6 protein-coding genes are annotated in these 8,892 nt (G+C 43.4%); 2 read left to right on the forward strand and 4 right to left on the reverse strand.

Annotated elements, in window-relative coordinates:
• Nucleotides 1-449 precede the first annotated feature (449 nt).
• Both RT269_RS16245 and RT269_RS16250 read left to right on the forward strand, forming a co-directional pair.
• Entirely contained in the window at nucleotides 450-599 is a 150-nt protein-coding gene (locus RT269_RS16245) for a hypothetical protein (protein WP_166429703.1), read from the forward strand.
• Between the two features lie 29 nt (nucleotides 600-628).
• Nucleotides 629-868 carry a hypothetical protein gene (locus RT269_RS16250; RefSeq protein WP_313184097.1) on the forward strand — a complete coding sequence of 80 codons (240 nt, stop codon included), beginning with the start codon at nucleotides 629-631 and terminating at the stop codon, nucleotides 866-868.
• A gap of 124 nt (nucleotides 869-992) precedes the next feature.
• Here RT269_RS16250 and RT269_RS16255 read toward each other — a convergent pair whose 3' ends face one another.
• The 4 genes from RT269_RS16255 to RT269_RS16270 form a co-directional block, all read right to left on the reverse strand.
• Nucleotides 993-1,733, reverse strand: coding sequence for an SDR family oxidoreductase (locus RT269_RS16255; protein WP_313184098.1), 741 nt, complete (start codon nucleotides 1,731-1,733; stop codon nucleotides 993-995).
• Between the two features lie 179 nt (nucleotides 1,734-1,912).
• The gene (locus RT269_RS16260) at nucleotides 1,913-2,818 is read right to left on the reverse strand and encodes a metallophosphoesterase (protein WP_331664175.1); all 906 of its coding nucleotides are present in this window, start codon (nucleotides 2,816-2,818) and stop codon (nucleotides 1,913-1,915) included.
• A gap of 67 nt (nucleotides 2,819-2,885) precedes the next feature.
• Complete coding sequence (locus tag RT269_RS16265) at nucleotides 2,886-5,318, reverse strand: GH36-type glycosyl hydrolase domain-containing protein (RefSeq protein ID WP_313184100.1); 2,433 nt, start codon at nucleotides 5,316-5,318, stop codon at nucleotides 2,886-2,888.
• A gap of 19 nt (nucleotides 5,319-5,337) precedes the next feature.
• A partial coding sequence (locus RT269_RS16270; RefSeq protein WP_313184102.1) for a glucoamylase family protein occupies nucleotides 5,338-8,892 on the reverse strand: 3,555 nt, incomplete at its 5' end.

The following is an 8,892-nucleotide window of genomic DNA, read 5'->3' on the forward strand; positions in this document are numbered from 1 at the left end:
TTAAATCCTCTCTGGTAACTACAGGAACCTTAGATCTGATTTCGATTTTTCCTGCATGACGTTCATGCAATTTTAAGCTTTCTTCAAAATAATTCATTATGAATCCCCTTCCCTTCCAAAACTTCCTTTGGTTGTTTTTGCTACAAACCGAGGATAACACAAACCCATTATGATGAAAATATTATTAACATAAAGAAATCATATTGTTCATATTGTATAATTTGTTAAATATTAAACGCTTTTTTCGGCATTTATATATATTCCAAATAATATATCACCCAGCACACGTTCCTGCTGCCGTCTTCTGGAACAAACGCTCCTATGTTTCAATGAGGTTCTTCTCCAGTCCTGGCTGTATCAGCAGAACACTTGCCGAATACAAAATCCGAACGCGAATAATATCCTTTTACCTGTAGATAATAACCCTATTAATATTAAGGAGAATAATTATGGCAAAAGATTCACAACTTGACCCAAAATCGATCCGTAAGAAAAAAGCCAATGGTGGCCCTACCATGGCTGAGAGCGCATTAGATGGTGAAAGCCGAAATACTAAGAAGCAGTCCGGCAGCCGTCACAAACCCGGTAACGATAAATAATTGACTTTTTATGCAAAGGAGTAAATTGTATGAACCGTGATAACCTCATATCTCAGGTAAAAGACGAGTATGCACGTATAGCCTCGTCTGAATCCCAGCAGCATTTCCACCAGACCACAACCGAAATAACACCGGAAGCATACTATGAAGACCTGTTAAGCAAAGCCATCAGCGAAATTAACAGAGGAACCTTTGACAATTTCAAATCAGGAGAAGAAATCGTTACCGCTATTGCAAATGACAAGTCCTGGCTTACCGATTGGAAGTAACACAGTAATCCGCTTCGTTACTTGATGAGGTTAAACCACAAATGAAAACCGCAGTCCTTTTTAAAGGGCTGCGCTTTTCATTATATTTCAGTATAAGTGCTTGCGTTTGTAAAGATCCATTCTCTCAGTCAGCGTTATAATGCCAGTTCCAATCTCCATGATAAATCATCCGTTTATTCATTCCCCCATCCACGGTGATGGTCTCCCCTGTAATAAAATCCTGTTCACATAGAAACAACGCCATATTCGAAATATCCTTTGGCGTTCCTACTTTTCCTGCCGGAATTGCCAAGCGGTCTTCACGGCTGAATTCCTGCTGCTCCGTTACATTGATCCAGCCTGGAGCAATACAGTTAACAAGAACATCCGGCCCCAGTGATACCGCCAGAGCATGTGTCAATGCAACTATTCCGCCTTTCGCACTTGCATATGCTTCTGTATCAGGCTCCGACTGAAATGCACGAGATGAAGCAATATTAATAATTCTTCCGTGATTTTTAATTAATTCATCTTTACATAAACGGCTTAATTCAAATGGAGCTTTCAATCCGACGGATAAGGTATCATCAAATTCTTCATAGGTTAAGCCGGTTAAAATGCCTTTATTTCCACGGCAGGCATTGTTGACTAACACATGGATCCGTCCAAGCTTTTCAAGGGAAAATTCAATGAAGCTTTTTAACGTCAGAGGATCTGCCACATTTCCGCAAAAGTAAAACAGATTTGGATTCTCTTCTGCAAATTCTGCCGATCTCTTTTCATCTATATCAAGAAAGCATACTTGATCTCCCGCCTGAATGAAATCCAGGCATATCTGTTTTCCTATCCCATGTGCGCCTCCGGTAACAACAATTCCTCTATTCATGATATCCTCCTTTTTTCAACCTCATTTTAATGATAAAGACAATATAACATTAGAGTTATCATTCATGTCAAGAGATTCTTTTGTTCAGTTATCAAAACAGCCATACCGATGAAAAACCCTTGAACTGTAATCAGGGCAAGCGTTCCGGCCTTTGCAACAGTTCAGGGGTCATACTCCATCTAGTTATTATAATGTGTCGAATAAGGATTGATTTTATAATCATAGTTTTCAAGTGGTACCGGTCCTCTGACTACTGTCCTGTGAACACGCAATTCTCCTTTTTCATTGGCAGCAATCCTCCAGTCAACCATTTGTATCATGCCATTTACAATTTCAATTCCATTTATCCCACGAGTACGTATGCAACAGCCAGTATTAAAGTATGGGAGGTCATCTGCTTTCGGAAACTTTGGTCTGTGAGTATGTCCGCAGATCAGCATCATTTTATGTCTTTCTATCCATCTGTCATAAACCTTCTCTACTTTATGTCTTTTAAATAAATTACGGGCCGGGCTGGTTGGATTGCCAAACCCAACGATATGCAGATACCTCCAAAAATATCGAAGTAATAACATGGAAATAAACCATAACTGATCATTAATAACGTCACCCTGATGCCCATGCAGCACAAAAATCTTCTGTTTCGTTTTCTTATGTTTAAGAATGATAGCCTCCTTCGGCTTCAGTCCCCTGTATAAGTCCACTCGAATCTGGTTGTATTCATCATAATATTGATAATAATTTTCTCTGATAAACCGCTTTGACTTTAAATAAATATTATGATTGCCATATAACATGATAAAGCGGCCTTCATCATAAAACTTTTTGATTACTGTAAAAACATCGCTGTGGGCTAAACGAATAACGCTAAAATTCTTGTATTCCCAAAGCTCATCTCCATCTCCAACCTCTATATATTCATATCCTTCTTTATAATAATAATTTAATGCATGCAAAAAAACATTCTGATTTCTGGTAAATTCATCTGAGATGCTGTCATCCCCTCTATGGATATCACTAAAAAATATATATTTTGAATTATCATCAAAATAAACAACATCAGCATTTTTATATGCATGATTCAATCGTCTGTCAGTCTTCATGTTACCTCCTTTCCGATTTCCCCATCCCGGTTGCTATAGGGTTAAGGCATTATACGATAACCAGATGTTTTTCTCCATCATCCACCAGCGAAACCCTGTTCCCCTTGATGAGCTTGTCATCTACAGTGATTGCTTCTGTTGTCAGCGTTCCCTTGCTTCTGCTCTCTACCCTGATTTCATAGATGGACCTGCCATACTTATACTCAATGGAAAAATCACCGAAGCTTGCCGGTGTGGCCGGATCAATGATCAGCTCATTCCCCTCTTTCCGAATGCCAAGAAACCAGCTTAATAACCCCTGGTACATCCAGCCTGCGGATCCGGTATACCAGCTCCAGCCGCCTCTTCCGGTATAAGGCGGGCTTAAGGAGATATCCGCCGTCATGACATAAGGCTCCTTCTCGTACCTGAGCACATCCTTCCTGGTTTGTGTCACATGAATCGGATTAAGAATGGTGAACAGAGTTTGTGCCATGTGATAATCACGGAGCATTGAAGTGGCAATCGCCAGCCAAACTGCCGCATGGGTATACTGGCCTCCGTTTTCCCGCATACCGGGGATATAATTTTTGATATAACCTGGGTTTTTGCTTGTTTTATTAAAGGGAGGCGTCAAAAGCAGGGAAATGGCCTCCTCCTCTCTTAGGAGATAACGCCATGCCGACTGCATTGCTGTTTTTGCCCGTTCCTCTTTTGCCCCTTTTGATATCACGCTCCAGGACTGACTAATGGAATCGATCCTGCACTCATCATTTTCCTTGGATCCCAGTTTCGACCCGTCGTCGTAAAAGGCACGAAGATACCACTCTCCATCCCAGGTGTGTTCTTCGATGCTTTGAAGCAGGCTTTCCCGTTTCTGCTCCAGTTCCCGGCCGTAAGCCTCATCATTCTCCTGATTGCACAAAGGAATGAAATCACCCAGCACCGTATAGAAAAACCATGCCAGCCAGACACTCTCTCCCTTCCCCTCTATTCCCACCTCATTCATACCGTCATTCCAGTCGCCGCCCCCCATGAGAGGAAGTCCATGTTCTCCGAAGTTTGTCCGGTCGATGGCTTTTTTGCAATGTTCATAAACACTTTCAAAGCTCTGGGATATTTCCGGGGTAAACATCATATCATGCTCCCCCTCCTTAAGCAGCGGACCCTTGATATAAGGGACTTGCTCCTTTAAAATCGTGGTATCTCCGGTACTTCGGATATAAGCAGCGGTGCAATAAGGAAGCCACAGCAAATCATCGGTGATTCTCGTTCTCACACCGATCCCCATGGGAGGATGCCACCAGTGCTGGACATCTCCCTCTTCAAACTGCCTGCTGCAGGCAATAAGAATCTGCCTGCGCAAAATGCTTGAATCCGCAAAGAGAAGAGAAAGGGTATCCTGAAGCTGATCCCGGTATCCATAGGCTCCGCCACACTGATAAAAGCCTGCTCTTGCCTGAATGCGGCAGGACACCGTCTGATAGAGCAGCCAACCGTTCACCAGGATATCCACTGCCCTGTCCTTTGTTTTGACTTTAACCGTCCCTAATAAACCGTCCCAATAGGTTCTCACCCTTTCAAGCTCCTTATCAGAAGCAGCGGTTTCTCTGTACTTATTTCTGATGCTGTATATCTCTTCAAGGCTGGTGCTCTGCCCCAGCCCGAACAACACCGTCTTGCTCTCTTCCGGCTGTATTGCAACGGATACCTGAATTGCTCCGCAGGGATCATAGCATACCCCCGTATTACAGGATAGCTTGACCTCCGCTCCCCGCGGCTCCCGGACACTGCCCTTTTGCCCCAGAAACTCCTTCCTGTCCCCGGTATAACCGATGATGGTCTCACTGGAAAACAGGTAGGAATAGGTGTTTTGAAAGTTCATGGTATAAATGTTCTTTGAACATAAGCATTCATGTTCATTGTTATAGGAGGTCAGGATATAGGGGTTGGTTTGCTCCCCCTGGGTTCCCAAAACCCATTCCACATAATAGGTCAGGCTTAGATATTTCACTTTATCCGAACGGTTTGTAAGCGTAAGGCTCCATAGCTTCAATGACTCATCCAAAGGAGTAAAAACAGTCAGCTCCTGATTAATAAGCGCTTCCTCATGAAGAAACCTGCTGTATCCAAAGCCATGCCTCACCCGGTAAGTGCCCCGGTCAGACCTTCCTAATGACATGGGAGTCATTACCTCACCGGATATTTCATCCAGAATATAGATTGCCTCAGAGGCTCTGTCACTGACTGGGTCATTGGACCATGGAGTCAGCTTATTCTCCCTGCTGTTGATGCTCCAGGTAAATCCGGCGCCGGACTCCGATATCTGGAACCCAAAATTTTTATTTGAGACAACATTTATCCAGGGTGCCGGCGGCCGGTTATTACCCTCCAGCAGAATTTCATATTCCCTGCCTTCACAGGCAAATGCCCCGAAGCCATTAAAAAACTCATAATTCTCTGTTTCTTTTTCCTGTGTTGTAGGTGCATATACTGTGTCCAAAACCCTTCCTCCTTAAAGCCTAATATTCCTCAAGCAATTCATACTGATTTGCTTTGCCATTGGTAAAATAGATCCCCGTTTTCTCTGAAAATACGACCCGTGCTACCGTATACAGCAAATCAAGTTCCGCCGGTTTCATCTCATACGTATGCAGCGTAAAGAAGCTTGGCTTCTCGCTTCTGGAATCATAGATTCGAAGAGAGCTTGTCATATCGTTGATTAATTCATCCACCTCCTGATGATAGCCATGCTTGGAATCAATCAGGATAATCAGATCCACCATAACACGGTTGATTCTTAAATATTCGTAAGCCTTTAATGCATCCTTTACGATTCTTTCCTCTTTCATGGACCGGACCATTAAAAGCAGAATGGGGTTATCTCCGGACACTCCGAATTTCCACAGGAAGCTTTGATTCATAAAGTTCCGCCTTATATTTTCATCCGGCCCCCGGTAAATGCCCGAAGGATAGAAGACAGGGCTGATTAAGTCCTGAAAAGCATTTAACTGGGCTCTGGTTATCTCTAAATACTTTAACTCCAGGTTTGTCTGAAGCCGGAACTTCTCCAGGATATCATCGATCCGGTAGCTTACATTTAATTCCCCTGCGATTTTTATTGCTTCCTCTTTACTCCCACACACTCCGGTAATGAAAGAAATGCAGGCGGTTTCACCTGCCCCTATGCAGATCTGTGCCCGCAGGCTCATGATCGGGTCATTGCAAAAGCCTGAATTATTTAAAAATGCAATGCTGTTAACCACAGAATCCGGATTTTCCAGGGTGTTGTTTCTTCCGATAAAGCGTTTTCTGTCATTTTCATATTCCAGTTTTTTGCATAGCTTTGTTCCGGTTCTTACCATGTGCATCATATAAGGATTATCATCATCATTATCCTTCCGCCGTCTTTTTGCAAGGAAGATGTCCTGCTCTTCCAGGTACTCACTCTCCAGAAACAGCTTATTGAATGCAGGATGGCTGATTTCTGCCAGATGGGTATCATCCACCACCTCTAAATAACTGGTCACCTCCAAGTGCTTTTCCTCGTTCCCGTGATTGGTAAAGATAACCTTACGTATCTCATAGTTTTGGTCTGCATTTAAGCTGACAATCATGTGTGATGAGATATCTCCATCCCTGCGTTTAAATTCCGCCTGGTGCGGGCTGAAAATCACCTGGTAAGCATCCGGTGTCTTTCTGGTCGGATGATAAGCGGCACTCCAGACCTTCCCCTGTTTCATGTCTTTGATATAGATATAATTACCTGTATTCGCATAAATATCCGACCGGAAACGATAAAGCATCCGGTCTTCATATTTACTGAAGCCATCCCCATCGGTGGTTATCATCAGTGAATAGTTACCATTTGATAAATAATTCACAACCGGTGGATTCACTCCCGTACGGTTGACATACCGGTTGCTGTAAATGTCCTCTTTAAAAAGAGCTTTTCCGATCTTTATGGTATATCCCTGCTTTGCAATGGAAATCAAATAGGACTGGCGTTTTTCTTCCAGCAGAACTTCTGTGGCTTTTATCATCATCTCCCTGTGAAACCTTTCCCGAAGAATTCCCCCATTCAGATAATTATTAATTGCAGCCAGATTCATCCCCTGATGATGGGCCATATAGGATTTCACAATGCAATAAGGGGTCAGTTCCACAGAATTCGGAACATTAAAATCCACGGATTCATAGAAACCGTAAGTGCCGTAAGCGCCTAATTCCTTCAGACGTTTTAAGTTTTCCATACACTCTTCTTCTGCAATATCCAGTGCCAGCATCGTCGCATAGGGAGCAACCACCATGGAATTCTTACGGACCGGCTGGAGCCTTATCTTCGGAACACCGAAGGCTTTGTACTGGTAATTTGAGTTTAAGTCGAACCGGTAATACTGGGATTCCGATATCCCCCAGGGTATCTCCGCCTCCTTTGCATACTTCATATGCTGGAGAACCGCCGCCCTGGAGGTCTGGGCATAGACGGAATCTTCATATTCTTTGAATACGAGATTTGGCATCAGATATTCAAACATCGTACCGCTCCAGGACACAAAGCAGGGAATGCCTCCCACAATGGTCAGCGGTCTACCCAGTTTATTCCAGTGTTTTAACGGCACTTCTCCCATGGCTATGGCAAGAAGGCTTGTAAGGGCCGATTCAGACGCCATAAGGTCATAACAGCCCTCATCAAGCGTGTGGGAGGATACATGATACCCGATATGGAACAGCATTCTCTTTTCGTTAAATAGAAAACGGAAATCTACATTTGATAAAATGCAGTCTATTTTATTGCTGAGCGCTCTGATCCGTTCCATCAAGCTATTTGCAGACTTATTGTCCTCCGACGTAATACTGCGAAGGGAAGGATAAGAAAAATAAGTCTTCTCCTTCAGTTTTAAAGCTTCTGCTTCTTTTACAGTGCTGTCAATGAGGCTCATTAACTGTCTGGTCCAGGGGTAATCTTCCGGGGGGATAAGCTCCCTATCGCTTAAATCTTCCCGGATTTGTGCAATATCGTCGATCAACTCCCCAATCCTTTGAACCCTTGGTTTAAGTTCATTACCGGCAGGACTGCCTGTCCTTATCCGAATTTCCTCATTGCTGTTTTCAACCGCAATCTTAAGCTCGGACAGAAAGTTTTCCGGATAAACCGGCCTGTCAATCTGTTCTAAAAGTCCGTTCTTTAAAGCGACCAGATGACCCAGGAAATTGCCGCTGTCAACGGTTGATATATAGGCAGGATTTAATACCTCCAGGGTCCCGATATGATACCAGTTATAGAGATGCCCATTGAATTTCGGCATTTTCTGGACTGTTTCCATCAGATTTTCCACGACTTCAACCGTTGAGCTTAACGTTTCAAAACCCAAATCCCTGGCTGACAGGATTGCCAGAAACTGAAGTCCCATATTGGTCGGCGATGTCTTATCGCTGACTTTTTCAACCATAGAAATCTGGTAATTATCCGGACAGAGCCAGTTGTTTTCCCTTGTGGAAAGCGCCTTAAAAAACTGCCAGGTTCTGCGTGCAGTATCCAGAAGCAGTTCATTGTTCTGTGCTTTATTTTTAAGTTGAAGCTTCTTATCCGGCTGACTGATCCCGTAGGCGATTTGGGAGGCAAAGCACCAGTCAGCAATTACGATTGCTGTCAAAATCATTCCGGCCGGGTTTAAATAACCCATAAATAAGATGATCACCAGGGCAGCAGCCGGAAGAAGAGAACTCCACATGGTGATAAAATATCCTCTTCTGGTATTGACAATGGAGGCGTCCACTGCTTCCGCCGTATTCCAGCGAAGCAGATTTTTTTTGCTGATAAAGATCCGGTACAGGGTCCTGATCATTGCATCTGTTGCGACATAAGCACGGTATGGAGTGATTGTAAACTCCAGGAATGCCCGGTAAAGCATTGCAGCCAGTTCCCTGAAAAAGCATTTATAAACAAGGGCAAGCTTTGGCCGGATCAGCTTCTGGGTGATAACTGCAAGCAACAGGATCACCAGAGTAAATATATCATTAAAGAAAACAATGGGTAACCAAAGATAATATGCCTTTGGCATCCATGCCAGATT

The sequence above is a fragment of the Lacrimispora sp. genome (assembly GCF_032078915.1).
Lineage (GTDB): Bacteria > Bacillota > Clostridia > Lachnospirales > Lachnospiraceae > Lacrimispora.